We start from the raw sequence: 25,201 nt of genomic DNA on the forward strand, positions 1-25,201 counted from the left end.
TATTGTGAGATAATTTGTGTAATTCCGAAAAAATAATTGATTTAAGCATTATTATATTGCATAATTCAAATTAAGTAACACAATATGATGCAAAATAATTTTGCACTTAATATCGGAGGTAATGATAAATGATTAAATACAAACATGAACCATTTACAGATTTCTCGGTAGAAGAAAACAAGCAGGCGTATTTAGAAGCTTTAAATAAAGTAGAGTCACAACTTGGTGCAGACTATCCACTAATTATTGGTGGTGAACGCATTACTACAGAAGATAAAATTGTCTCATATAACCCAGCAAAGAAAACGGAAGTCATTGGATCGGTTTCAAAAGCGTCCAAGGATCTAGCGGAAAAAGCTATGCAGGAAGCAGATAAGGCTTTCAAATCGTGGAAAAAAGTAAAACCAGAAATCCGCGCAGACGTATTATTTAAAGCGGCAACAATTATTCGACGACGCAAGCACGAGTTTTCGGCATGGTTAACGAAAGAAGCGGGTAAGCCTTGGAATGAAGCGGATGCAGATACTGCAGAAGCAATCGATTTCCTAGAATACTATGGTCGCCAAATGCTAGAAATGAAAGATGGTCGAAAAGTAGAAAGCCGTCCTAATGAATACAACCGTTACGACTATATTCCACTAGGTATCGGAATTGTCATCTCACCATGGAATTTCCCATTCGCAATTATGGCGGGTACAACGGTAGCTGCTGTTGTAACAGGAAATACAGTATTATTAAAACCAGCATCAACTACTCCGGTCGTTGCGTATAAATTTATTGAAGTGCTGGAAGAAGCAGGCTTGCCAAAAGGTGTCGTAAACTTCGTACCTGGCAGCGGCGCAGAAGTAGGCGACTATTTAGTGGACCATCCGAAAACACGCTTCATTAGTTTTACAGGTTCACGTGATGTCGGCTTACGCATTAACGAGCGCGCATCAAAATTAAGCCCAGGTCAAATTTGGATTAAACGTGTTATCGCTGAAATGGGCGGTAAAGATACGATTGTTGTAGACAAAGATGCAGATTTGGAATTGGCAGCGCAATCAATCGTTAAATCAGCATTCGGCTTCTCAGGCCAAAAATGTTCTGCATGTTCACGTGTAGTCATTGTAAAGGATGTATATGATCAAGTTGTAAACCGTGTCGAAGAATTAACAAATGCTTTAACAATCGGTGATCCGACAGACAATGCAAACTTTATGGCAACAGTAATTGATGCAGCAGCATTTAAGAAAATCAGCGAATATATTGAAATTGGGAAAACAGAAGGCCGTTTAGTAGCTGGTGGTACGGCAGATGATTCAGTAGGTTATTTCGTTCATCCAACAGTATTTGCCGATGTGAATCCAGAAGCACGAATTATGAAAGAAGAAATTTTTGGACCAGTTGTAGCAATTACAAAAGCAGATACGTTTGAAGAAGCAATTGACATTGCAAACAATACGGAATACGGCCTGACAGGTGCTGTTATAACAAATGACCGCATGAATTTAGAGTATGCTCGTGAAGAATTCCATGTTGGAAACCTTTACTTTAACCGTGGCTGTACAGGTGCTATCGTTGGGTATCAACCATTTGGTGGGTTCAACATGTCAGGTACAGACTCAAAAGCAGGCGGCCCGGATTATTTAACATTGCACATGCAAGCAAAAACAACGTCAGAAACATTCTAATTAATTTGGTTAGTCATTGGAAATTTCCTTTATATTATAGAAAGAACTCCTTCACATTGCCTCGTGAAGGAGTTTTTATTTTTGTTCTATTTACATTTAGCCCATTCTTTTACTTGTATATCTGTACCAAAGACGAAATGACCAGGGCGGGCTTCGATTACTTTAGCCTCCGGATCATGATCAACATGTTTGTAAGGGATCCGTGTACGGTTGCGTTCATAAGCTGGGTCTGGCTGAGGAACAGCAGATAATAGAGACTTCGTATAAGGATGAATTGGGTTGTTGTATATCTCATCCGCACTTCCAAGTTCTAATATTTTTCCGCGATACATAACCGCGATACGGTCTGATATATACTTTACCATTGATAAATCATGGGCGATAAATAAATAAGTTAACCCACGTTCTTTTTGCAATTGCTTTAGTAAGTTTACTACCTGTGCCTGGATTGATACATCAAGCGCAGAAATCGGCTCATCTGCAATGATGAAGCTTGGGTCTAAACTAAGTGCACGGGCAATACCAATACGTTGACGTTGACCACCAGAAAACTCGTGGGCATAACGGTTAGCATGCTCGCGTGTCAGTCCAACTGCTTCTAGCAACTCACCAATACGAGCTTGGCGTTCTTTTTTATTTTTATATAGTCCATGGATGTCAAAGCCTTCTGCAATTAATTCACCGGCTGTCATACGTGGATTTAAACTCGCATAAGGATCCTGGAAAATCATTTGCATTTCACGGTTGAATTGCATCAATTCTTTTCGTGACTTTAGCTCGGAAATGTTTTTCCCCTTAAATGTAATTTGGCCTTCTGTAATATCGTAAAGGCGGATAATCGAGCGTCCAGTTGTTGATTTACCACAGCCTGATTCCCCAACTAGACCTAATGTTTCGCCTTCATAGACATCAAAGGAGATGCCATCGATCGCTTTAATCGGTTGTTTAGCAGTGCCAAAATATTGTTTTAAGCCTTGTACTTCTAATATTTTATTTGCCATGATTACATGCCCTCCTGTTGATAGCCTTTAATACGGCGTGCTACCGCATCAGGTACAGGCATTTTTGGTGCATCAGGATGCAGGAGCCAAGTTTTTGCGTAGTGTGTATCCGATACTTTAAACATTGGCGGTTCCATCTCAAAATCGATTTTCATTGCAAACTCATTACGAGGGGCAAATGCATCGCCTTTAGGTGGATCGATTAAGTTTGGCGGTGAACCTGGTATCGCCATTAACAGCTCATCTGTAGACTTGTTTAAGTCCGGCATAGAGCCAAGTAGTCCCCAAGTATATGGGTGCTGAGGATTGTAGAAAATATCTTCTACTGTACCGTACTCGACGATTTGACCGGCATACATTACTGCAACACGGTCTGCTACATTTGCAACTACACCTAAGTCATGGGTAATGAAAATAATCGACGTATTTGATTTCTTTTGCAGCTCTTTCATCAACTCTAAAATTTGTGCCTGAATTGTTACATCAAGTGCTGTTGTTGGCTCATCGGCAATTAAAAGTTTCGGATCTGCTGCAAGAGCGATGGCGATAACAACACGTTGACGCATCCCCCCTGATAGTTCGTGAGGGTAAGCTTTATAACGTTTTTCAGGGAAAGGGATTCCTACTTGATCAAGTAACTCAATCGCTCGTTTTTTTGCGTCATCCCTGTTCGTAACCTTATTATGCTTGAGAAGCACTTCAGTTATTTGCTTCCCAATTCGCATTGTCGGGTTTAATGCAGTCATTGGATCTTGGAAGATCATTGAAATATCATTTCCGCGAACTTGCATCATTTCCTTTTCAGTTAAAGGGATAATATTGCGACCGTTGAAGTTAATCTCTCCACCGGCATAAATACCTGGTGGCTGTGGAATTAACTTCATTAGGGCATTACTTGTAACGGATTTTCCGGAACCGGATTCCCCGACGATTGCTAATGTCTCGCCCTCGAATAATTCAAAGCTTACTCCGCGTACGGCTTGTACGACACCAGCGTACGTTTTGAAATTAATACGTAAGTCGTTTACTTCTAATACTTTTTTCTTCATTGCGTACACTCTCCTTATTTTCGTAATTTCGGATCAAGTGCGTCACGTAAGCCGTCCCCAACTGCGTTAAATGCGAATATTGTAATCGAGATTAAAGCTGCAGGGAACAATAATCGCCATGGTGCAGATTGAAGTGCTTTGAAACCTTCAGAGGCCATCGTACCCCAGCTGGCTAAAGGAGCCTGAACTCCTAAACCTAAGTAGCTTAAGAAACTCTCTGTGAAAATTGCACTTGGAATAGTCATTGTCATTGTTACTAAAATAGCACCCATCGCATTTGGGATTAAGTGACGTTTAATGATGTGCCATTGATTTGCGCCTAATGTACGAGCGGCAAGTACATACTCCTGATTTTTAATTTTCAGTACTTCACTTCGTACGATTCGCGCCATATTTACCCAACCTGTAATGGAAAGGGCAATAATCATAGGAATTAAACCAGGTTCCATAATTACCAATAAAATAATTACTACTAATAAATAAGGAATTGCTGTTAAAACGTCTGCGATACGCATCATAATATTATCAACACGACCGCCTGCCAAACCTGCAATACTACCCCATAAAACACCGATTATTAAATCAATTACAGCGGCAGTAATACCGATGAATAATGAAATTCTAGCACCTTCCCACGCACGGACAAAAATATCACGCGCTAGGTCATCTGTACCGAACCAATGTGTTGCGGAAGGAGCGGTATTGTATAAACCGACATTCTGTTCATATGTATAAGAAGAGAAGATCGGTGCAAAAATCGCAAATCCTGCAATGATGATAAGAAGGATTAAACCTACTACAGCTAACTTGTTATGAGAGAAGCGATAAAATACTTCTTTCCAATAAGATACTTGCTTTTTAGAAAGGGCATCAGTATTTTCTGAACGACCGACAACTTCGAACATGTCAGCTGATACTTTTGGTATTTGCTGTTCGTTTTGAGCCATTATTTTTTCGCTCCTTTCAATTTAATACGTGGATCGATGACACTATATAAAATATCTACGATTAATACAGCCAGTAATAAAATTAATGAATAGAACACTGTAGTACCCATAATTACCGTATAGTCACGGTTTGTAATACTTGTTACGAAATGGCGGCCAAGTCCTGGTACCGCAAAAATTTGTTCAATGACGAACGAACCTGTAATAACACCGGCAAATAGTGGACCTAAATACGTTACAACCGGCAATAATGCATTACGTAAAGAGTGCTTGAACACGATCGTCCATTTTCCTAGACCTTTTGCACGTGCAAGCTTTACATACTCACTATTATTTTGCTCTAACATACTAGAACGAGTAAGTTTAGCAATAAATCCGGCATGGGTAACGGCGATTGCCAGTGAAGGTAAAATCGTATAAGCAAAACCTTTCCAGCCACTTACCGGGAACCAACCAGCTTCAAATGCCAGATAATACTGCAAGAGTCCAGCTAAAATGAAGGAAGGAACTGAAATCCCTAAAATTGCAAAAATTGTTGCGGCATAATCTCCAAAGCGATTATGATACAGTGCAGAAATAACCCCAAGCAATACACCAAGTCCGATTGCTAAAACCATCGCCTGAAGGCCTAAAGCAAGAGATACAGGGAAGCTTTCTGCGATAATGTCATTTGTGGAACGGCCTTTGTATTTCATCGACTCCCCAAAATCAAATGTCATTGTGTCTACTAAATAGTCTTTATACTGGATATACCAAGGATTATCCAACCCATATTTTGCGTTTAACTGTTCTTCGATAGCAGGCGGCAATTCACGTTCGCTCGTGAACGGGCTACCGGGAGCAAGCTGCATTAAGAAGAACGTCGCTGTAATAATTAAGTACATTGCAAGTACGATGTAGAGTAATCGTTTAATAATAAATTTAAGCAATGTCCGTACCTCCTTTTTATACTATTTTGAAAATTCCTTAGAACTATGAAAGGGAGTGCCCGAAAATTGAATTCGAGGCACTCCCTATTTACGATGATTTTGCAATTAAGTTGATCATCGCAGGAGTTAATAATAAATAGTTAAAATTACTTCACTTTAACGTATTTAAGGTTAATGTTACCTAAAGCATCCGGAACCATATTCTCTACTTCATCAGATACAACATTTAAATTTGTATTGTAGTAAATTGGTGCTACCGGCATTTCTTCCATAATCACTGCTTCAGCAGCCAATAATTTTTCTGTACGTTTTGCTGCATCAGTTTCAGTGATTGACTCATTTAATAATGCAGTGTACTCATCGTTTGACCAGCCAGTTTGGTTATTACCGTTCTCAGCAGAGTTATACATTTCAAGGAACGTATACGCATCATTATAGTCAGCGCCCCAACCTAGACGACCAATTTGGAAGTCGCCGTTTGACAGTTTATCTAAGTATACTTGCCACTCCGAGTTATCAAGTTTAACAGTAATACCTAAATTCGATGACCAGCCTTGTTGAATGAATTGTGCAATTGAAGAGTGCGCTTCAGATGTGTTGTAGGAAACTTTTACTTCTAAATCTGCAGGATTTGCTAAGCCTAATTCTTTCAGCCCAGCTTCTAAATATTTTTTTGCTTCTTCAAAATTAGCATCTTTGAAGTAACCTTCATCATCGCCGAAGCCTTCTACAGAGTTAGGCACGATTCCTAATGCAGGTTCTTGTTCACCTTTTACAACATTTTTGATTAGGCCTTCACGGTCGATTGCCAATGCTAATGCTTTACGAATGTTTTCGTTTTGCATTACTGGGTCTTCAGTGTTGAACTTGTACCAGTAAATAGATGACATATCAGAAACGTTTAATTTATCTTCTGATTTTAAGCGGTCGATTGCATCAAGAGAAATTGTCCCGTAAGGAGCTCCTAGGAAATCAATTTCGCCAGCGTCAAACATTGTCATTTGAGTTGTTTCAGACTCAACCATTGCAATGTTGACTGTATCGATATCTACATTTTCTGTATCCCAGTAAGTTTCACTCTTCTCTAATACGATATCGCCTGAATGGTTCCAAGTAGTCAAGTTGAATGCACCGTTAGATACATAGTTATCAGCTTCTGTGTACCATTTTGGATCCGCTTCAGCAGTAGCTTTATGAATTGGGTAGAACGTTTTAAATGCTGTTAATTCCAAGAAATATGGAGTAGGAGCGTTTAACGTTACTTCTAATGTTTTTTCATCGATTACGTTAATTGCCACATCTTCAGCAGTACCAACTCCGTTATTGTATTCTTCTGCTCCTTTAATAGGGTAAAGGATTGTAGAATATTCAGACGCATTTTCCGGATTCAATGCCCATTTCCAAGCATAGGCAAAATCTTCTGCTGTTACTTTTTCACCATTTGACCATTGTGCGTCACGTAAAGTGAATGTGTAAGTTAAAAGATCATTCGAAACTTTATAATCTTCAGCGGCAGCTAGAACTGGCTCACCTTCGACCATAGTTGTTAAACCTTCAAATGTGCTTTCTAAAATTGCTCCAGAAGTGGTATCTGAAGCTAATTGAGGATGCAATGAAGGTGGCTCAGAAGTGATTAGTAAATCTAATTCTTTTTCGCCGTCTCCAGATGATGTTGTTTCTTCTCCTCCACATGCTGCTAATAATGCAGATAATGAAAGTGCTGTAGCAGTCAATGCGACCTTTTTATTACGTTTCATAAATAAACCTCCTAGAAAATCATGTAAATTAAATTTTCTGATAATTTTTTGATGCGTTATTTTAATATATCAGAATATTAATAAGAAATATATACTAGATTTAAAATATTAAATAGATACTAATAAATCAAATAATTAAGAAAATTTGTAATCATTTCACTATAATAAAATATTATTCAAGTAAAATATTTATGTGGTTTAAAATTCTTAAAAGTATTAAAAATTTGCTGTTTTATGTAACTTGTTTTGAAAATTCTAAATTGTGTTATTATGTAACAATTTTGACACATAAAACTTTCCTTTTCTCTTTAAAAAGTGCAAAATAGAAGAGAGAATTTGAAAGGTGAGATATATATGAAAAGAGAACAACAATATTTTGAAGAGAGCACATCGATGAAAGAATATATGGATGCAATGTCTCAGCTGAAAGAACAAAGCTTTGCTATTTATGAGCGCTTTGAACTGCCGGAAGATGCAGCTTTCATTGAAAAGTTGCATAATGCCAATGTCCATATTTTAGCGATTACGGAAGACTGGTGCGGTGATGCAATGATTAACAACCCTATCATTCGCAAAGTAGCGGAAGCAGCAGATGTAGAAATTCGTACGGCATTACGTGATGCGGATACAGATTTGATCGACCGTTATTTAACAAATGGTGGGCGTGCTATTCCAATGTATTTAATTTTAAATGAATCCGGGGAAGTCATTACAACTTGGGGACCGCGCGCACCACAATTACAACAGCTTGTAACGGATATGCGTGCAACTTTGCCGGTGAAGGAAGATCCAACATTTGAAGATGCACAAAAAGAATTATACGAAAACATGCGCAAACAATATGTAGAAAACGCACAGCTTTGGAGCTACGTATACGAAGATTTCAAGAAGAAAGTAAATGCAGTTTTATAATATTTCTGTGTTAAAAGGGAGTTCTTACTATATAATTATAGTAGGAACTTTTTTCTATTTTAAACGTATTATTGAAGAGATAAGCGAATAACTATGGTTGCTTTTGTAAAACATTGAGAAGTATACTTTGAACAGAATGAAAATTAAACTAATCAGGATGAGATCAAAATGAGAAGAGCAAGAATTATATATAACCCAACTTCTGGTAGAGAGGCATTTAAAAAGCACCTCCCTGAAGTATTAGAAAAATTAGAGAGAGCGGGCTACGAAACTTCCTGTCATGCGACAACTTGTGAAGGGGATGCCAGAGAAGCTGCATTAGAGGCAGTACGCCGTGAATTTGACGTAGTGATTGCAGTTGGTGGAGACGGAACATTAAATGAGGTAGTGGCAGGTATTAGCCAATGCGAAAAACGTCCAAAGCTCGGGTTAATACCGATGGGGACGACCAATGACTTTGCACGTGCGGTACATATACCGCGAAATGTAGAAGATGCGCTTGATATTATAATTGCCGGGGATACTATACCAGTTGATGTCGGTATTTTAAATGAGGACCGCTATTTCATTAATATTGCTGCAGGTGGTCGTATTACCGAGCTGACTTATGAAGTACCGAGTAAAATGAAAACATTGCTTGGACAAATGGCTTATTATTTAAAAGCGATTGAAATGATTCCTTCAATTAAAGCGACACATATGAGAATTGAAATGGATGAAGAAGTGTTTGAAGGAAATGCCATGATGTTTTTATGTGGGTTAACGAATTCAGTTGGCGGCTTTGAGAAAATTGCTCCAGATGCATCAATCAATGATGGTCTGTTTACAGTCATGATTTTAAAGGAATGCAATATTGCAGATTTCATACGAATTGCATCACTTGCTTTACGCGGTGAACATTTATCGGATGAGCGCCTCATCTACCGGAAGGCAAGCCGGGTTTCCGTAACTTCTGAACAGGAAGTTCACCTAAATTTAGATGGCGAGTACGGCGGAGATGCACCTGCAAAATTCCAAAACTTAAAACGCCATATTGAAGTATTTGTGCCAATTGATGAATTACAGGAAATCGATGCACAAAAATAACCGATTTAGCCAAACTTACGAGGGTTGTGGATACCCTTGTAAGTTTCTTTTATGTTGAGGAGGCTTAAGGGTAGGGGAGGGAGAAGTTAATACTTCTAATAAATCCTTTATATTTTCTAATATCTTATTGGAATGTGCTAATATGTGAAATCGTTTTTCTAATATCTCTTTTACATTTTCAAATAAATAATGTGATTGTTCTAATATCCATGTTGCCTAACATAAAAAACAGCCCTTCTCTTAACAGGTATATTGTTAAGAAAAGGGCTTTTATTACAAGTTAAATTTATTCATGCTCTGCTGCAGTTGTGTGGCTTGTTCTGCTAACTGTTTTGATAGCTCTTCCATTTGTAAAACGACTTCTGCTTGAAGTTTAGTAGCATCTGCTACTTTTTCAACATTAGCGGTTGTTTTTTCAGTACCGTGTGAAATTTCGATTACCGATGCAGAAACCTCTTCGGAACTTGCGGAAATCTGTTGCGAAGTTGCAGAAATATGTTCGACACGTTCTGACATCGTATGAATGTTATTCGTAATCGAATGGAATGCTTGACCAGCACGATCAATAACGATGACACCATCATTCGCACAGTGAAGGCTATTTTCTACTGCTTCACTCATATTTTGAGTGTTGGATTGAATATTCTCGATTAATATAGCTATGCTACTAGCGGAATTTTTAGATTGCTCCGCAAGTTTTCTTACCTCATCTGCCACGACCGCAAAACCTTTACCATGCTCGCCTGCTCTTGCTGCTTCAATTGCTGCATTTAGAGCGAGTAAGTTCGTTTGGTCAGCAATATTAGTAATTGCGTTCGTAATTGTACTAATTTGTTCGGATTGCTCGATTAATGCATTCGAAAGCTTAGAAATTGATTGGGTAGATTCATATACTGTTTGCATTTGCTGTGTTGCTTCGTCAATAATTTTCACGCCATCAGAGGAAGCCTGTGCCAAAGTGACAGAACCGCTATGAAGGTCTTGGGTAGCTACAGCAATAGAATTAATTCCTTGAGTAGTTTCATCAACAGCAAGTGCACTTTCACTTGCTCCGACTGTCATTGTTTCAGCTGTTTTTGCTGTATGTGTAATTAGCTTATTAATTTGGGCTGTTTCCGACGAAATTGTATGGCTATTTTTCTTGAGTGCATCGGCAGAGGTGCTAAGTTGATCAGAATTTTTTTGAATGCTAACTAGCAGTTCTTCAAAATTATGCTGTAATAAAGTAAATGCTCTTGAAAGCATTCCCAGTTCATCTTTTGTTTTAATTGGCTTATGCGCAACTTTTAGATTGCCGTTTGCAATTTCCTCTAAGTCTTTTGTAATAACTTGAAGAGGTGATGTAATACCACGCTTCGTATACATCATGTAAAGTATAATAACTACAATTGTTATAAGTATGAAAATAACTGACAAAATAGTAGAAAATGAAATCATACTTTGAGTGCTATCGACCATATTATCTAATTCGATATTTTCAATTTGCTCAATTTTTTCCGCCAACTCACTTATAAATGAACTTGTATATGTATAGTCACCACTTACTAGTGTAAGTGCGGAGGAAATATCTCGTTCCTGTACGGCTGAAGTAATTTGACTGATTTGTTGTATAAGGGTCTCTGACTGAGTTTTTATGTTATTAATAATAGAAGTCGCTTCTGGTAATGTATTTGCACTTTGTACTTCGTCAATTAATCGTACTAAGTGTGACGTATGATCTGTTACCAAATCCAAGTTTTTTTGGGAAGGATCTACTGTATAAGCACGAGCATATATCTCTTGGGACAGTAAGTTTTGCTGTATTTCGTTAATACGCTGAACTTGGGCCATTTGTACGTCTACAGCTTTAGAAACTTCATCGCCAATTCGATAAAATTGCATAGTAGCAAACCCAATCGATAGAAGCAGTAATGTTCCAATTATAATGAAGCCAACATTGAGTTTTTTTCGAACCGACATAATTTTGGTCTCCTTTTGGTTAATATTTCTAATATTCCTATTAGCTAAATTATATAGATAATTATTGTAGAATTCTATACCAAAAGTAATAAAAACAATTGAGGGAAATTAGTAGAAAGTATAATGAGTGCAAATTATGAGGTGCATGGTACAATATAGAGATTGAATTGAGAGGAAGAACAGAATATGTCAGTACCAATTAAAAAAAATGATCGTACAACCGTTTATATAGAAGATTTAACACATGATGGGAATGGCGTTGCAAAAATTGACGGCTATCCTTTATTTATTCAAGGTGTACTTCCGGGAGAGACTGCAGAAGTGCATGTATTAAAAACTTTAAAAAATTACGGCTTTGCCAAAGTAATCAAATTACTTGATAAGTCTGCTGACCGTGTCGAAGCACCTTGTGTATATTTTGCACAATGCGGTGGCTGTCAATTGCAACACCTTTCATATGAAGGTCAATTAAAGTGGAAACAAAACATGGTCGCAAACGTTATGAAGCGTTTAGGGAAAATTGATGCACCTGTCCATCCAGTTAAAGGGATGGAAGAGCCATGGAATTACCGTAACAAATCCCAAATTCCTTTCGCACAAAATGAAGCAGGGCAGATGGTGGCAGGCTTTTATAAAACGAAGTCACACTCAATCGTGGATATGGAGCGCTGCTTAATCCAAACAGGGGAAGCAGACACTGTAATGGCTGATTTAAAACGAGAATTGGATGTATTAGGGGTTCGTCCATATGATGAAAAATCGCATCAAGGCATGCTTCGTCATGTTGTCGTACGTAAAGGCCGTGCTACTGGCGAAGTAATGGTTGTACTTGTGACGAAGGCTAAAAAGTTTCCGCAGGCGAGTGCGGTAATTAAAAAAGTCCGTGAGCTTATACCAAATGTTACATCCATTGTTCAAAATGTAAATGGTGAAAAAACAAATGTGATTTTCGGTAATGAAACATTTACACTTTGGGGCAAGGATACAATTGAAGATACAATTGGCAATGTCCGTTTTGAAATTTCGGCACGCTCATTTTATCAGGTAAATCCTGTTCAAACAGAGGTACTGTATAAACAGGCGCTGGACTATGCACAATTGACTGGAGACGAGCGCGTAATTGATGCCTATTGCGGAATCGGTTCAATTTCACTATTTTTAGCGCAAAAGGCAGGACATGTCATGGGTGTTGAAATTGTCGAGCAAGCGATTGAAGATGCCAAACGAAATGCTGAACTGAACGGCTTCACGAACACATACTTCGAAGCAGGACCTGCAGAGGAAGTCATCCCACGTTGGTATAAAGAAGGCAAAGAGGCAGATGTATTAGTAGTAGATCCACCACGTAAAGGCTGCGATGAAGCACTACTGAATACAATTATCGAACAAAAACCTAAGCGTGTTGTGTATGTGTCCTGCAACCCAGCAACACTTGCCCGCGATCTTCGTATTTTAGAAGATGGTGGCTATAAAACGCAAGAAGTGCAACCGGTTGATATGTTCCCGCATACGACACATTGTGAAGCGGTTGCGTGGCTTGAACTAGCCGACTAATCCCATTAAGCGTGTTTCTCAACGTACGCTTTATTTGGATGTGTCTTAGTTATATCTAATTTGATATTTGTTGAAACATAAAAAGCAGACGGTTTAGAAGTGCGTTAATACACCTCTAATTGGCCGTCTGCTTTTATAATTACTAACAAAGTAAAGTAATGTTAAAATTCTGTAATAGTTAACCTATAGTAACTTCTAATTTTAAATCATTATTTTGTCTTCTCAGTTTTTTTATTTTTTCCACTTTTTCTATTGATTCAATATCTTCAAATTCTAAATCATCCGATTTATTGGAGAGTAATATTGAGTTTCTTAGGATCGTTAAATCATATTTGAATTGTATATAATTATTTGTACATATTTCGAATTCATCAAAATATGCAAATTTAGTTTTTCCATTATATTTTCAACGCTTTTGCAGATAATTCTTGGTTGAACACCTCCGATAAGTATTTCTCTGTTGTTAAGTACAGCAATCCGTTGCCTTCGAGTTTTGGCGAGTTTCCTAAAGGAATGGTTCTCTTTATTAATTGTGCATACAGCTCAGTCTCTGTCAGATTTCGCTCAAAGTTTCTGTTGGCATTCTCTTTTATGAGTGCAAGTGCACCGGATACATGTGGTGTTGCCATCGAAGTTCCGCTTAGTTTTGCATAAGTTCCGTTTAAATACGTTGAAAGGATTCCTTCACCAGGAGCTACTAAGTCGACTTCATTATTCGAATTTGAAAATTCAGAAGAACTGCGTTGCAGGTTAATGGATCCGACGCTGATGACTTCATTGTAGCAGGCGGGATAGGAAAATTCATTAGAAGAACTCTGTCCATCTCCCTCATTACCAGCGGCACAAACTACTAGAATTTGATTAGTGATTGCGTTTTGAATAGCCTGGTGTAACTCAGGTACATCGATAGAACCTCCGAGACTCATGGAGATAATATCCACCTTTTGTTCAACTGCATAGTTAATACCATTTATGATCCAGTCGTATTGTCCTGATCCACTTTTATCAAGCACTTTTAAAATCAATAAACTTGCTTCAGGTGCAACACCAACTACTCCTGTGCCGTTACTAATTGCAGCAATTGTGCCAGCCACATGGGTTCCATGGCCACTATAATCGATGTATACATCAGGTTGTCCATCATCATCACGAGTGAAATTCCGTCCGCCGATAATACGCTCACTCAAATCAAGGTGGGTGACGTCGCAGCCTGTGTCCAATATCGCAACAGTGATTCCCTTTCCTTTAGAATTCTCCCAAATTTCTGGTGCTGCAATAAGTTCAATACCTTTTGGCACCACTTCGACCATTTCGATCACTTCATCCACTTGATATGGAAATAAATGTAACTTTTGTTCCATTTGTATCCCTCCCGAAAGAATTAAGTTTCAAGTGTATTCTTGGTAGTTGGTAATAGTCTAACAATTCTGAATAATTATTAAAAGTTACAATAGATGTGTTTTTATCTAACTATCGGAATTTTAAAAGTGAAAATAGTATTGGTGTCTATTAGTCAATCACGCATGATAACAATCTTAAAGAGTGTGAATGTTTGTACTTGAACTAAAATGCGTTAGTATTACAAAACAGGTACTTATGATTTTTCATAATCGGGTGTGTTAGTGATAAGCAACAGTCAAAGACGCATAAGAAAACAGGCTAGACTTCACTTAAATAAGATTCGAGCCTATATTATAAAACCCACCAGCACCAATGTGTTGCCACATACAGTCGACGCATTGTGAAGCGTTGGCTTGGTTGGAGTTAATTTAATAATTTGCAAAGAGCGGATTCTGATTTTGGAATCCGCTTTTTCTTATTGTTATAAAAAACGTCGGATTCTTCTTGCTCAAGTTGCGGTGGAGGCGGAGATTAAAAATAATCCTGTATTATTAGCTTAAACTTTGATACCTGTTATAGATTTTCATGAGAATAAATTAATATATACGTTAGTACTACAAATGAAGTTTCAGAAATATGTATGATTCTGGAATTAATGTTTTGAAATATGTAAAAATAATGAATATTTTAAATTAAATGTCACCGACCTTCTTTTGTACGCTATTATTAAATTTATAATAATTAAGGAGGGGATATTGTGAAAAAAAGCTTTTTATCAGTTATGTTAACGGTAGCATTATTAGTCTCGTTACCGTTTTCGGCTTTAGCAAACGATTCAACAACTGAGGTAGCTGCCAGTCAAAACTCACGTGTAACAATTGAAGCTTTTCTTGAAGAAGCTGTCACGGCTTTAACATTTCAGCATGCTTCGGACTATATGAGAGCAGAAGTCATTGGAAATTGGCTTGGTGATCATCAGTTCGAAAATACAAGTGACTACATTACGGAAAAACAAGCGGCACTTATTTTAGTAAAAGCGCTTGGTGCAGAAACTAATGAGGAATCGCTGGATGATTATAGAAAAACAGCGGAAAAACTAGGCTTATTTAAAGGTGTTTCCAATTTACAACAGATTACCAAAACAAAGGTTTTAAAACTTTTTAGTAATGTAAAAGACTATCAAAACAAAGATATTGATAACACAGGGGCACAAGAAATCTCTGTCGAAGATTTTATGCGAAATCCTGGTAGTTTAGGTTATCAATTATCTCCAGATGGCCAATATATCGCTTACGCTGCTGAATGGGAAAGTCGCTTAAATGTGTTTGTAAAGAACATGGCTGATGAGAGTGAGCCTGTGCGAGTAACAAGTACAACAGATCGAGATATTGCAGGGCTTTTCTGGAAAGATAATAATATGTATTATTTAAAGGATAATGGGGGAGACGAAAACTATCATATTTACTCGTCTTCATTTAACGGTGCAGAAGAAAAAGATTTAACACCGTACCCAAATGTTGTCGTGCTTCCTATTGATTATTTAAAAGATGTTCAGGATGAAATTTTAGTCATGATGAACAAAGAAGATGCAACTGTATTTGATGTTTATAAATTAAATGTAAAAACAGGTGAAACAAAATTAGTAGCAAAAAATCCGGGTAATATTTTAAGCTGGATTTCCGATAGCAATGGGCAAATTCGTATGGCTGTAGCATCAGACGGGGTAGTGGGTGCTGTTTTATATCGTGAAACAGAAGAAGAAGAGTTCCAGCCGTTTATCACAATGGATGCTGGTGAAACAGTCTCGCCATTAGGGTTTTCTCAAGATAATCAATTTATTTATGCTGTATCCGATAAAGGTCGAGATAAAGCGGAACTAGTAAAATATGATTTAAAAGGCACAGAAGAAGTGATTTTCTCAAATCCAAATGTAGATGTTGCGGGGGCTCTATATAGTTCTACGAAAGATCAGCTCCTTTATGCAATGTATATCACAGATAAAGTTCACTATAATTTCTTTGACAGCGAGTTCGAAAATCTTTTCAATAAAATGAAAGATCAACTTGGTGTAAGTGCAAGTGAATTTGGGATTAACGACTTCAATAAAGAAATGACAAAATTTATCGTAAGCGTTTCTAGCGATACTGTGTATGGAAAGTATTATTATTATGATGCTGAAACAGAAACAATGACATTATTAGCGGAGTTAGGTTCATGGTTGGATGCTAGTAATTTAGCGGAGATGCATTCTATTTCCTATGAAGCGAGAGATGGTCTAATAATTCATGGTTATTTAACATTACCAAAAAATAAAATGGCTAAAAATTTACCGTTAGTTGTCATTCCACACGGTGGTCCATGGGCTCGTGATATGTGGGGATTCAATAATGAAGTACAATTATTAGCAAATCAAGGCTATGCAGTTCTTCAAATGAACTTTAGATCATCAACTGGTTACGGTAAAGAATTCCTAGAAGCGGGCAACAAGCAATGGGGATTAAAAATCCAAGATGATATTACAGATGGGGTACAGTGGGCAATTGATTTAGGAATTGCTGACCCAGAGAAAATCGGTATTTACGGTGCTTCCTTTGGTGGCTATGCAACATTGGCTGGTATTACATTTACACCAGACTTATATGCAGCAGCGGTTGACTATGTAGGGGTTTCAAATATCTTTACACTATTAGAAACAATCCCACCATATTGGGAAACACAACGTAACATGTTTTATGAGCGTGTAGGTCACCCTGAAAAAGATAAGGAACTGTTAGAATCTGTTTCTCCGGTATTCCATGTCGATAAAATTAAAACACCTTTATTTGTAGCGCAAGGGGCGAATGATCCCCGTGTGAATAAACAAGAATCGGACCAAATCGTAGAAGCACTTAAAAATAGAGGTGTGGAAGTAGAGTATATGGTAAAAGACAATGAAGGGCACGGTTTTGCAAATGAAGAAAACCGTATCGAATTCTACAATGCAATGGTAGAATTCTTTGCGGAATATTTAAAGTGAACTATAATTGAAACATTTGTATAAAATTACAAAGAACGGATTCCAACTCTTGGGATCCGTTTCTTTCTTGCAGTGAGAAAAAGATAAAGAAACAGAAAAATTGTTTCTTCATCTTCTATTTTGTGTTTCAAGAGACGTTTATTTTATTTCTCTTTTTCAAAGACAGCTACTAAGCGGCCTTTAACTTCATGATTTTTTAGTTTTTCTAACCCTTTATCTATTTCCGCAAAAGGAATAGTAATTAACTCAGGATTCATTTTACCAGTAGTAAAGCAATCATATACACCTTTTAAATCTTCTACTGACCCACCGTTGCTTCCTAAAAGCTTAATTTCTTTTGTAATCATTAAATAAGTATTAATATTAGATTCTAATTTCCCCATACCAACAATTACAACTGTTCCTTGTGGTCGGATTGCTTCTAGTGCATCAGAAGTTGTTTGACCGAAACCAGCGAAATCAACGATGACATCACACTCAGCTTCCTTCATATTTAAAATCGTATCATAAACCTTGTGAGCACCTAATTCTTCAGCAAGTTTACGAGCTTCTGGAGAAATGTCCGTAGCATAAACTTCGCAACCTTTAATAAGTGCCATTTGTAATGCAAATTGGCCAAGACCACCAACACCAATGATCCCTAATTTTGTCCCTTCTTTTGCTTGTCCGATGCTAAAGATTGCGCGGTAAGCAGTAATTCCTGCATCTGTTGAAGCGGCACCTTCGACAAACGAAACACCTTCTGGAATAATGACGCATTGGTCTGCAGGAACTCGAACTTTTTCTGCATATCCACCATCATAAGTATATCCAGCAGTTACTTTTGTTTCACGATTCATTGGGTTAGCTCCAATACGATCCCCAACTTTAAAACCCTCAACACCTTCGCCTACTTCAATAATAACCCCTGCAAACTCATGGCCCATAATAACTGGACCATTTGGGAAAAGGGGCATCCAACCAGGATCTTGTAATGCTGCAACATCTGAATGGCATAAGCCAGCAGCCTTTACCTCAATAACAACTTGACCTGGAATAGCTTTCGGATCTTCCTTTTCAATTAATTCTAGCGGTTTGTTTGTACCTGAAAAAAGCCAACCTTTCATACAATCGCCTCCAATTTGTTTACATCATAAGCGCTCAATAGTCATTTCCAATCAGTATATATTTATATACCTATAGGTTTTGAAGTATTTAATGTAAATAGTAATATTAAATCTTTGAAGGCTTTTCCAAAGATATTTTTTCAAATTCAAAGATGCTATTTCTGTGGTAGGAAAAGGAGAGCGAAAAAAAGACCTAGAGATAAAATTCTCTAGGCCGCTTTTTATTTCTGAAGAAGCACTGGCTACAAACCTTAAAGCATGTCTACATTATGATTTAATCGGGTAAGAAATTGCTTGAGTTGCTGTAATTCGCTATCTGAAAAATCATCATAGAGGTCATTCAAAAATTGATCTTTAAACATTGTACAACCATCCAATAATGCTCGTCCTTTATCGGAAATCGTTACAAGTACTTCACGGTTGTTTTTTTCGTTACGTTTACGTTCAACGTATTGCTGTTCTTCAAGTAACTTTAAATGACGTGTAATTGCCGATTGATCGATCGCCAGTGATTCTTGTAATACTTTTTGTGTAACACTACCTTTTTTAACTAAAGAAACTAAAATTTCATATCTCGTCAAACTAACTTCTGTTCTTTTTTCAAAAATTTGCGTTACGTGACGCTCTAATCTTTTTAACATCATAATCATCTGTTTTTTATCGTCCAAACAAACTTCCATACTAACCCTCCCCACATTAAATACTCTTCGTTTTGCGCTAACCAAAAACTTATGTTCGAACTCGGTCATAGTTATAGAATAACTTTTAGGTATCTAATTATATACCTCTCTGGACGTTTTCTCTGATGACTATATGGTAGCATTTCTGTTCATTTGGATAAAGCATAACAAAAATTAAACTAAGATATGATGAATGATTTAGTGATATAGATCAATAACCTGTCATATGAAAGCTTTCTCTAATTATCTAGCTAGAAAAATGAAGAATTTGTTCGATTGGTAAACGTGATGAATTACGAGCGGGCATAGCAGCCTTACCGATAGCAATTAAAATCATCGGCAGCTCATTAGCAGGCAGTTCATATTTTTTAGCAAAGGCTGCTTTATCAAAGCCGCCCATTATTACTGTATCATAGCCCATATCCTTCGCTAAAAGTACTATTTGCATAGAAATTAAACCTGAATCTAAATGGGCAATATTACTGCGTTCAGCATCAGAAAAACTGCTATACGCCGTTTCAGAATTGGAAATCATCATATCGGCAATCTCACGTGGCATATAGCCCAACTCAACATTTAAATCGTTAATTTGCTTAGCGTTTTTATACATTTCAATATCGCCGATTACCGCAATAATTGCTGATGATGTTTCGATTTGCTCCTGATTAAATCCAGCAATGCGTAATTCTTTCTTTTGCTCTGGATCATCAATAACAAGGAAGCGCCAAGGCTGTAAGTTACTCGATGATGGAGCTGATGTTGCCTGCTCTAAAATATACTGTATTTTCTCTCGAGGAATCGTAACACCGGGCTGATATTTACGCACTGATTTACGTTCATGCATTAATTTCTCTAAAGCTGTTTTTTGCTGTGACATTTTATTCACCCTTTTTGTTGGAATTTGAATCGGCTTTTATTATAGTTGATTAGTCAATGATTGACAAGTCATATATCATTTTGTGTTTTTGATAGGAAACCGATTAAAAACTAGTAGATAATTTAATCTGTCAATTATCTTTATTACTATATAATAGGCAAAGTATTCAAGCACAACACTTTACCGTCCCATATGATAAAAAGAATAACCATTATTTGAGGAGGAGTGAAGGGTATGTGCAACCAAGAAAAAGAGAGTTTTTATGAGGAGGAGTATTTTCCAACTCACAAAAAAGAAGGACATTGTAAAGGGAATTGCCATAAAGACAAAGATAAAGGAGCCTGTGTCGAAGAAGTTCTTGAAGCAATTTTAAAGGCGCAAAGAAAAGTGGAGAAAGAACATGAGAAGAAGTGTTCTTCCTGTGATGAATCATTTGAGGAACTTTTAGAAGAGCCTAAAAAGTTTAATAAAAATACAATTCCGTTTATTTTGTATTGCGGGTGTGAGCCATTTAAAGCTGAAGGAGTAGGTGCTTGTCCGGTAGGATTGAAGGATAAGAAGTTCGTATGTATAACTACTTTTGTTTTTAAAATTAGGGAGTTAAAAGGCAATTGTGCTGAATTGGAACTTTTAACATTTAAACCAAAAAGAGACCGATGCGGAAAAATTCATAGCCCTTGTGACCAAATCAATCACCAGTATGTTGACGACTTAATGAAAACAGGGATTTGCATCACTGTTGATTTATCCTGCTTCTGTGCCATTTCTACTTTGCCTGCTGTACGACTATAGAATCTTTTATGGTCATATAATAGGTGAACTCTCCCCTCAGTTCACCTATATTATTTATCCTCCAAAAACCTCAAGAATATCATCAACTTCTTTTAGATCTAAATCGGTAGTTTTTGGCTGTGCCTTTTTCTTTGGAATTTTTACATAGGCTTTATTTATTTGATTTTCCTGCAACATTTGTTTGATTTCGGCTAATTCCATTAAAATATCTTCATTTAGCTCTCTTTTTTTAATCGGGTGGAAATATTCAGTAAGAGCTGATAATACTAAATGAATGAGGGTCTGATTTTCGGTATGGTATTCGATTTGGTTAAAGATTTCTGCTGAAACCTCCACTGTCTCTCCACTTTTAACATCAATAAAATGCGTTGGGACTGTTAGAGCTGTCTGATTGAAGTAATCTGTATATAATCTAGACATTTCCATCATCCTCAACTTCTCACGGAGATGAGGTTTTCATTTTCTTGTTCTGTTCGAATCTGTTTCATTTTTGCAAGAATCATCAGACCATGAACATTTAATTTTTCCATATTTTCAGGGAAAGTTAACTGAATTGGTCGTCCTCTGTCGGCCCAACGAACGGCCACTTCCTGGATTTGTTTCTGTGCTAGTTTGGCAGCTCCTCCTACAGCAATATATCGCGTAGCTCCCTTAATTTCACTTGAACTGCTTCTGACCCGATCAAAGTGTTCCAAGTACTTTATGGCCATTGATTTTAATTGTGGAATAATATATTTACTTATGTCTTTTCTAACACCTGCGAAAGGCTCCACATACCATTCCGATTGTCCGGCAGCCAGTTTTTCTTCTAATTCAGCACGAGAATCAAATTTATATAATTCATTTTTACTTACCTTTTGAATGATATTATCGAGGAATTGATTGATGCCAAAGGTTTCTCCTTCTACAGAAGCAACCGGTTTATTATTCTTAATTCCAACAAAATCTACAGAATCCCCACCTAAATCTCCAATAATGATTCCCTTTTGTGAATCCTTAACAAGGTCGTCATCTTTGATGGCCAGTGTTTCTTGATCCCGTGTTAATCCAAGGTAAGCACAAGCACCTTCCGCACCAATAATGACATCTTCTACATATAATTTAACTGTTAATTCTTTCGGTTCGGTAACACCCGGTACTTTATGAAAAATGACGGTATGAGTCCCTAATAACCGTTGTCTGAACTTATCCTTCATTTCCCTATATTGAGTAGTTGGCAGTGATACGGCTAATTGATCAATGTGGTAGTGTATTTCAGTTTCATTAGGATTTAAGCAAACAGCATGAAATGCAGCTAAACCAAATAAAAGAATATAAGTGCGATCTTCATCGACCTTTTGATTATTAAAACCTGTTAGACTCACATCACGTTGTTTAGTAGCAGCCTTACCAATGTAGTATATTTCCCTTTTGTCGATAAGGGCATGACTTTTGAGTTCAACAATCATATTTTCCTCAAATTTGATATCTCCTTCATCGTAAGGTTTTTCATAGAATTCTTCATCATATAAAGAGATTGCATTTGGTATCTGGTAATCCCCGTAATATCCGCCATCGGATGACAAAGCTTTATACCAGCTGTTCCCGCAATCAACCGCAAGAAAGTTTTTCCCTTCCATGTTTCACTCACCTCTCTTTTCAATTGTATGCACAGCAATAGCCCACAGGTGCCTGTACTTTTTAATTTCGTGCTCATATGATTTTAGGCAACCGCCCAAAGGATGGGCATTTAGCCCGCATATGATGCACTAATTGAAATTTAGGAGGGGCAAGATGTACGAAGATAAAAAAAATGATGTGTGTAACTTCCCGTTAAGCTTAAGTGAGTGTGATAATAAACCTCATAAACCGAATGTAAGTATTGGAAAAATTTATACGAAAGTTCCTGTTGTATTGGCCGAACTCACGGTGCAGGTAAATTTAGATGCCTGTATTAAATTTCCTACGCCTGTCTTGGAAATAAAAGATGTGAAAAAACAGATTAAATTAGTACAATGCAGGTTGCTTCTACCAACGAATAAATTATTTATAAAAGGTTTTGTGCGGAAAAATATTCAATATGCGAGCCCCATTACAGGACCGGATTGTGATTTAAGTACCATTTCTTCCACTATAAATTCCTTAACGGTTGATGTTCCTTTTAGTTGTGTAACGGAAATCAAGCATTACTTGAGAAAACCTGTCCAGCCAGCAATCAACAAACGGAGTGAGTTCGATTTCCTGATTTCGGATGCATTGCCAAGCGGTTTTCCGGAAAAAGATGATTTTCTATCAAGCGATCTTTCTCAATTTCATCAAAACTCCACTCAATATTACAATGAATTGCCATTTTGTGAGCTGATTTCAAGTAATATTATTGAATGGGATGAAGCGATTAATCGGTCTCCTTTGGCAAAGAATGCCCCTATAGGAGAAGGTATTTTCACTCAAATAGAGGAAAAGATGGTCGTTGATATTACTTTAAAAGTACTTCAAAATCAGCAAATTCGTGTATCTTCAACAACTAATGATGATTGTGATGAATATTGTTAAGTAACTAACTTCAATCCAGATAAATATTAGATTTTCACTGCTGTATATTTAATGGAGTAAAAGAAATTTTTAGCTTTTCTAAAGGAGGGGAAAGGGGGGGATGTTTATGAGCATTCCTTCCAATAAGCGATGAATAATTTCCGAAATCCATATGTAGACCCCGACTCATTTCAAGGTAAAATTTATGATAATTATAGAAATCACACCACCCCCCAGAGCATTCAAAATTTCTCTTTAAGTAATCAAGAAAAGTTCGAACAAAAGGAGACGCAACAAAATCAAAAAAGTAATCAATATGGCAAAACTAAAAAACATACTATCTATATAAATCATCAATTAGAAAAAATAAACGATTCAAAACTTGTTATGTTTTCACCACCTAAAGTCGACTCGATACAAAAGCCTTTAAATGAAGATCCAATAGATGAGTTAGCATTTAATATTGCTCAAAGTAAACATCCAGAAAATGAAAAAAAGGACAAGGAAGAAATAGTTTCTACTTTAGTAAAAGAATTCTCTCTAATGCTTGAGGATAATTCTTCTATACAAGAAGACAAAGACAAGGATGAAACTATATTCATTTCGGATAAAAGTACATCCATAAACGAAAATAAAAGCCTTGATGAATTTACCAATAATGCAAATAATGAAAGCACAACTGAACATCGTGTTCATACAAAACACGACAATTCCGAAATGTTGCTTGCTGAATTTCATTCCATGCTCGATGAGGGAAACGATGATTTATTATCTAAAGGAGAGGATATTAAATTATTGAGTGAAACTAACGACAATATTGATGATAATTTCCTCCTCATGTTTTTAGGAAGAAGCGAGGAGTTGCAGGAAGAAAACCAAAATAACAACACGAATGAAGAAGATATTGATACGTTGAAAGAACCTACCAACCCTATGGAAGAAAAATATCTTACCATGCTTTCAGAAAGCGATGAATTGCAGGAAGGAAATCTGGCTATTCATATGAATGAAGAAGATATTGATGAATTGGATGAACCTACCGACGACCGCATGGAAGAGAAGTTCTTCACCATGCTTTCAGAAAGCGATGAATTGCCAGAAAAAAATCAGGTCAGTCACATGAATGAAGAAGCTATTGATAAGTTGAAAGAACCTACCGACACTATTGAAGATGAATATATCACAATGCTTTCAGAAAGCGATGAATTGCCAGAAGAAAATCAAGACAGTCACATGAGTGAAAAAGCTGCTGATGAGTTGAAAGAACCTACCGACGCTATTGAAGATGAATATTTGACTATGCTTACAGAAAGTGATGGGGTGCAGAAAGAATACGGTGACAGTTTATTTACAACCTTAAAAGGAACAAAACCTGATAAAACAGAGGATTTATCTAATTTAAAGGACCCCCATTTTATCAGCTATGTCGAAAAGAAAAAAACTACAACTGTCAAAATGCAAGTATTGCTGGCTAGATTAGAAATAGATATAGATATCGTTGAAACAATGGATTTGGTAATGCCGCTTGAAAATATAGTAAGAGTAGAATTATCCATTCAATCGCTTGATTGTAGAGTTGTAATCCCTTCAAAGAAAGTCTTTCTAAAAGGTGAATTCATCGCAGAAATTGAATTTAGTAACGAAGGATTAGAAAATAGAATCCAATCAATGAAAGTCTCTATTCCGTGGTCAAAAACGGCAAACATTAACTGGCTATCCGTACCTGAATACTCTCACAGTAATCAATATGAATATATGTTCCAATCTCCCAGTGAATCTACCTCCAATATCCATTACAAATCTCACCATGAATTCGCTGAGCCCATTAATAGTCAATTAAATCAAATTAATTTTGTATGGCATCAAGAATTAAATCCGAATAATCAACAGCTTCAAATTAATGGATTGGCTCAATTGTCTATAAATTTCTTACAGGAACAATTAGTTGAACTGGATTGCTACTCGAAATAACATTGAGTAGCTTTTTTTTATGGGGGAAGAAGGACAGGTG

20 protein-coding genes are annotated in these 25,201 nt (G+C 36.9%); 8 read left to right on the forward strand and 12 right to left on the reverse strand.

Annotated elements, in window-relative coordinates; translation table 11 throughout:
- The first annotated feature begins 128 nt into the window (after window positions 1–128).
- On the forward strand, window positions 129–1,673 hold the full coding sequence (gene pruA / locus H9632_RS15250; protein WP_191704931.1) for an L-glutamate gamma-semialdehyde dehydrogenase: 1,545 nt from the start codon (window positions 129–131) through the stop codon (window positions 1,671–1,673).
- A gap of 86 nt (window positions 1,674–1,759) precedes the next feature.
- On the opposite strand, the gene H9632_RS15255 is transcribed toward pruA, so the two are convergent.
- From H9632_RS15255 to H9632_RS15275, 5 genes are all read right to left on the reverse strand, one after another.
- A complete protein-coding gene (locus H9632_RS15255; protein WP_191704932.1) occupies window positions 1,760–2,674 on the reverse strand; it encodes an ABC transporter ATP-binding protein in 915 nt (304 codons plus the stop codon).
- A gap of 2 nt (window positions 2,675–2,676) precedes the next feature.
- Window positions 2,677–3,723 (reverse strand): ABC transporter ATP-binding protein, encoded by a 1,047-nt coding sequence (locus H9632_RS15260; RefSeq protein ID WP_191704933.1) that lies wholly within the window; start codon window positions 3,721–3,723, stop codon window positions 2,677–2,679.
- A 14-nt stretch (window positions 3,724–3,737) separates the two neighbouring features.
- Complete coding sequence (locus H9632_RS15265; RefSeq protein WP_318247710.1) at window positions 3,738–4,670, reverse strand: ABC transporter permease; 933 nt, start codon at window positions 4,668–4,670, stop codon at window positions 3,738–3,740.
- Complete coding sequence (locus H9632_RS15270) at window positions 4,670–5,599, reverse strand: ABC transporter permease (protein ID WP_191704934.1); 930 nt, start codon at window positions 5,597–5,599, stop codon at window positions 4,670–4,672. Before H9632_RS15270 ends, H9632_RS15265 begins: the two co-directional genes overlap by 1 nt.
- A gap of 146 nt (window positions 5,600–5,745) precedes the next feature.
- Window positions 5,746–7,356 (reverse strand): peptide ABC transporter substrate-binding protein, encoded by a 1,611-nt coding sequence (locus H9632_RS15275; RefSeq protein ID WP_191704935.1) that lies wholly within the window; start codon window positions 7,354–7,356, stop codon window positions 5,746–5,748.
- Window positions 7,357–7,710: 354 nt separating this feature from the next.
- On the opposite strand from H9632_RS15275, the gene H9632_RS15280 reads away from it, so the two are divergent.
- On the forward strand, window positions 7,711–8,268 hold the full coding sequence (locus H9632_RS15280; RefSeq protein WP_191704936.1) for a thioredoxin family protein: 558 nt from the start codon (window positions 7,711–7,713) through the stop codon (window positions 8,266–8,268).
- Window positions 8,269–8,436: 168 nt separating this feature from the next.
- The gene (locus tag H9632_RS15285; RefSeq protein WP_191704937.1) at window positions 8,437–9,354 is read left to right on the forward strand and encodes a diacylglycerol kinase; all 918 of its coding nucleotides are present in this window, start codon (window positions 8,437–8,439) and stop codon (window positions 9,352–9,354) included.
- A 273-nt stretch (window positions 9,355–9,627) separates the two neighbouring features.
- Here H9632_RS15285 and H9632_RS15290 read toward each other — a convergent pair whose 3' ends face one another.
- Window positions 9,628–11,313 carry a methyl-accepting chemotaxis protein gene (locus H9632_RS15290; protein ID WP_191704938.1) on the reverse strand — a complete coding sequence of 562 codons (1,686 nt, stop codon included), beginning with the start codon at window positions 11,311–11,313 and terminating at the stop codon, window positions 9,628–9,630.
- A 186-nt stretch (window positions 11,314–11,499) separates the two neighbouring features.
- Here H9632_RS15290 and rlmD point away from each other — a divergent pair, with 186 nt between their 5' ends.
- Window positions 11,500–12,867 carry a 23S rRNA (uracil(1939)-C(5))-methyltransferase RlmD gene (gene rlmD, locus H9632_RS15295; RefSeq protein WP_191704939.1) on the forward strand — a complete coding sequence of 456 codons (1,368 nt, stop codon included), beginning with the start codon at window positions 11,500–11,502 and terminating at the stop codon, window positions 12,865–12,867.
- Window positions 12,868–13,265: 398 nt separating this feature from the next.
- Here the strand turns inward: rlmD and H9632_RS15300 are convergent, their stop codons facing one another.
- Complete coding sequence (locus tag H9632_RS15300) at window positions 13,266–14,228, reverse strand: S8 family peptidase (RefSeq protein ID WP_191704940.1); 963 nt, start codon at window positions 14,226–14,228, stop codon at window positions 13,266–13,268.
- A 737-nt stretch (window positions 14,229–14,965) separates the two neighbouring features.
- On the opposite strand from H9632_RS15300, the gene H9632_RS15305 reads away from it, so the two are divergent.
- Window positions 14,966–17,224: a S9 family peptidase gene (locus H9632_RS15305; RefSeq protein WP_191704941.1), complete on the forward strand. Its 2,259-nt coding sequence runs from the start codon at window positions 14,966–14,968 to the stop codon at window positions 17,222–17,224.
- Between the two features lie 143 nt (window positions 17,225–17,367).
- Here H9632_RS15305 and H9632_RS15310 read toward each other — a convergent pair whose 3' ends face one another.
- The 3 genes from H9632_RS15310 to H9632_RS15320 form a co-directional block, all read right to left on the reverse strand.
- A complete protein-coding gene (locus H9632_RS15310; RefSeq protein WP_191704942.1) occupies window positions 17,368–18,330 on the reverse strand; it encodes a zinc-binding dehydrogenase in 963 nt (320 codons plus the stop codon).
- 251 nt (window positions 18,331–18,581) lie between these two features.
- On the reverse strand, window positions 18,582–19,010 hold the full coding sequence (locus tag H9632_RS15315) for a MarR family winged helix-turn-helix transcriptional regulator (protein ID WP_191704943.1): 429 nt from the start codon (window positions 19,008–19,010) through the stop codon (window positions 18,582–18,584).
- A 247-nt stretch (window positions 19,011–19,257) separates the two neighbouring features.
- Window positions 19,258–19,887: a nitroreductase family protein gene (locus H9632_RS15320; RefSeq protein ID WP_191704944.1), complete on the reverse strand. Its 630-nt coding sequence runs from the start codon at window positions 19,885–19,887 to the stop codon at window positions 19,258–19,260.
- A gap of 234 nt (window positions 19,888–20,121) precedes the next feature.
- On the opposite strand from H9632_RS15320, the gene H9632_RS15325 reads away from it, so the two are divergent.
- Window positions 20,122–20,679 (forward strand): CotY/CotZ family spore coat protein, encoded by a 558-nt coding sequence (locus tag H9632_RS15325; RefSeq protein WP_191704945.1) that lies wholly within the window; start codon window positions 20,122–20,124, stop codon window positions 20,677–20,679.
- Between the two features lie 54 nt (window positions 20,680–20,733).
- On the opposite strand, the gene H9632_RS15330 is transcribed toward H9632_RS15325, so the two are convergent.
- Both H9632_RS15330 and H9632_RS15335 read right to left on the reverse strand, forming a co-directional pair.
- Entirely contained in the window at window positions 20,734–21,099 is a 366-nt protein-coding gene (locus tag H9632_RS15330) for a dehydrogenase (RefSeq protein WP_191704946.1), read from the reverse strand.
- A gap of 11 nt (window positions 21,100–21,110) precedes the next feature.
- Entirely contained in the window at window positions 21,111–22,298 is a 1,188-nt protein-coding gene (locus H9632_RS15335; protein WP_191704947.1) for a ParM/StbA family protein, read from the reverse strand.
- Between the two features lie 154 nt (window positions 22,299–22,452).
- On the opposite strand from H9632_RS15335, the gene H9632_RS15340 reads away from it, so the two are divergent.
- Window positions 22,453–23,211 carry a CsxC family protein gene (locus tag H9632_RS15340; protein WP_191704948.1) on the forward strand — a complete coding sequence of 253 codons (759 nt, stop codon included), beginning with the start codon at window positions 22,453–22,455 and terminating at the stop codon, window positions 23,209–23,211.
- A gap of 129 nt (window positions 23,212–23,340) precedes the next feature.
- The gene (locus H9632_RS15345) at window positions 23,341–25,161 is read left to right on the forward strand and encodes a hypothetical protein (RefSeq protein WP_191704949.1); all 1,821 of its coding nucleotides are present in this window, start codon (window positions 23,341–23,343) and stop codon (window positions 25,159–25,161) included.
- Window positions 25,162–25,201 lie beyond the last annotated feature (40 nt).

Origin of the sequence: Solibacillus merdavium, assembly GCF_014836935.1 — a bacterium.
Taxonomy (GTDB): Bacteria; Bacillota; Bacilli; order Bacillales_A; family Planococcaceae; genus Solibacillus; species Solibacillus ferritrahens.

Coding starts and splice junctions, on each gene's coding strand:
- H9632_RS15315 (WP_191704943.1), bottom strand. CDS start 19,010: ATGGAAGTTTGTTTGGACGATAAAAAACAGATGATTATGATGTTAAAA.
- H9632_RS15325 (WP_191704945.1), top strand. CDS start 20,122: ATGTGCAACCAAGAAAAAGAGAGTTTTTATGAGGAGGAGTATTTTCCA.
- H9632_RS15285 (WP_191704937.1), top strand. CDS start 8,437: ATGAGAAGAGCAAGAATTATATATAACCCAACTTCTGGTAGAGAGGCA.
- H9632_RS15345 (WP_191704949.1), top strand. CDS start 23,341: ATGAATAATTTCCGAAATCCATATGTAGACCCCGACTCATTTCAAGGT.
- H9632_RS15300 (WP_191704940.1), bottom strand. CDS start 14,228: ATGGAACAAAAGTTACATTTATTTCCATATCAAGTGGATGAAGTGATC.
- H9632_RS15310 (WP_191704942.1), bottom strand. CDS start 18,330: ATGAAAGGTTGGCTTTTTTCAGGTACAAACAAACCGCTAGAATTAATT.
- H9632_RS15335 (WP_191704947.1), bottom strand. CDS start 22,298: ATGGAAGGGAAAAACTTTCTTGCGGTTGATTGCGGGAACAGCTGGTAT.
- rlmD (WP_191704939.1), top strand. CDS start 11,500: ATGTCAGTACCAATTAAAAAAAATGATCGTACAACCGTTTATATAGAA.
- H9632_RS15290 (WP_191704938.1), bottom strand. CDS start 11,313: ATGTCGGTTCGAAAAAAACTCAATGTTGGCTTCATTATAATTGGAACA.
- H9632_RS15340 (WP_191704948.1), top strand. CDS start 22,453: ATGTACGAAGATAAAAAAAATGATGTGTGTAACTTCCCGTTAAGCTTA.
- H9632_RS15280 (WP_191704936.1), top strand. CDS start 7,711: ATGAAAAGAGAACAACAATATTTTGAAGAGAGCACATCGATGAAAGAA.
- H9632_RS15265 (WP_318247710.1), bottom strand. CDS start 4,670: ATGGCTCAAAACGAACAGCAAATACCAAAAGTATCAGCTGACATGTTC.
- H9632_RS15330 (WP_191704946.1), bottom strand. CDS start 21,099: ATGTCTAGATTATATACAGATTACTTCAATCAGACAGCTCTAACAGTC.
- H9632_RS15260 (WP_191704933.1), bottom strand. CDS start 3,723: ATGAAGAAAAAAGTATTAGAAGTAAACGACTTACGTATTAATTTCAAA.
- H9632_RS15255 (WP_191704932.1), bottom strand. CDS start 2,674: ATGGCAAATAAAATATTAGAAGTACAAGGCTTAAAACAATATTTTGGC.
- pruA (WP_191704931.1), top strand. CDS start 129: ATGATTAAATACAAACATGAACCATTTACAGATTTCTCGGTAGAAGAA.
- H9632_RS15275 (WP_191704935.1), bottom strand. CDS start 7,356: ATGAAACGTAATAAAAAGGTCGCATTGACTGCTACAGCACTTTCATTA.
- H9632_RS15320 (WP_191704944.1), bottom strand. CDS start 19,887: ATGTCACAGCAAAAAACAGCTTTAGAGAAATTAATGCATGAACGTAAA.